This is a genomic window from Nocardia sp. TBRC8007 (genome assembly GCF_056629435.1).
Genome location: NZ_JBWSOR010000222.1, coordinates 1 through 264, shown reverse-complemented (window position 1 = coordinate 264; position 264 = coordinate 1). Strand labels below are relative to the sequence as shown.

Below are 264 nucleotides of genomic sequence, written 5' to 3'. Positions count from 1 at the left end.
TTCTACACCTTCTGCGCCGACACCAAAGTTCCCGAGATCCACGACCTCGCCCAGACCATCGAACAATGGCAGGAACCGATGATCGCCGCCATCACCACCGGGCTGTCGAACGCCCGCAGCGAGGGCTACAACCGCATCGTCAAACACATCGGCCGCATCGCTTTCGGATTCCGTAACCCCGACAACCAACGCCGCCGGGTACGGTGGGCCTGCACCCGCCGATCACGACCGGTGCCATCCAGGGCCAGACCGCTCAAGCCCTGC

General features: G+C 64.0%; 1 protein-coding gene. It reads left to right on the top strand.

Features of this window, described 5'->3' with window-relative positions:
• On the top strand, window positions 1-264 hold a 264-nt coding region (locus ACX4ZE_RS23400), incomplete at both ends, for a transposase (protein WP_480275631.1).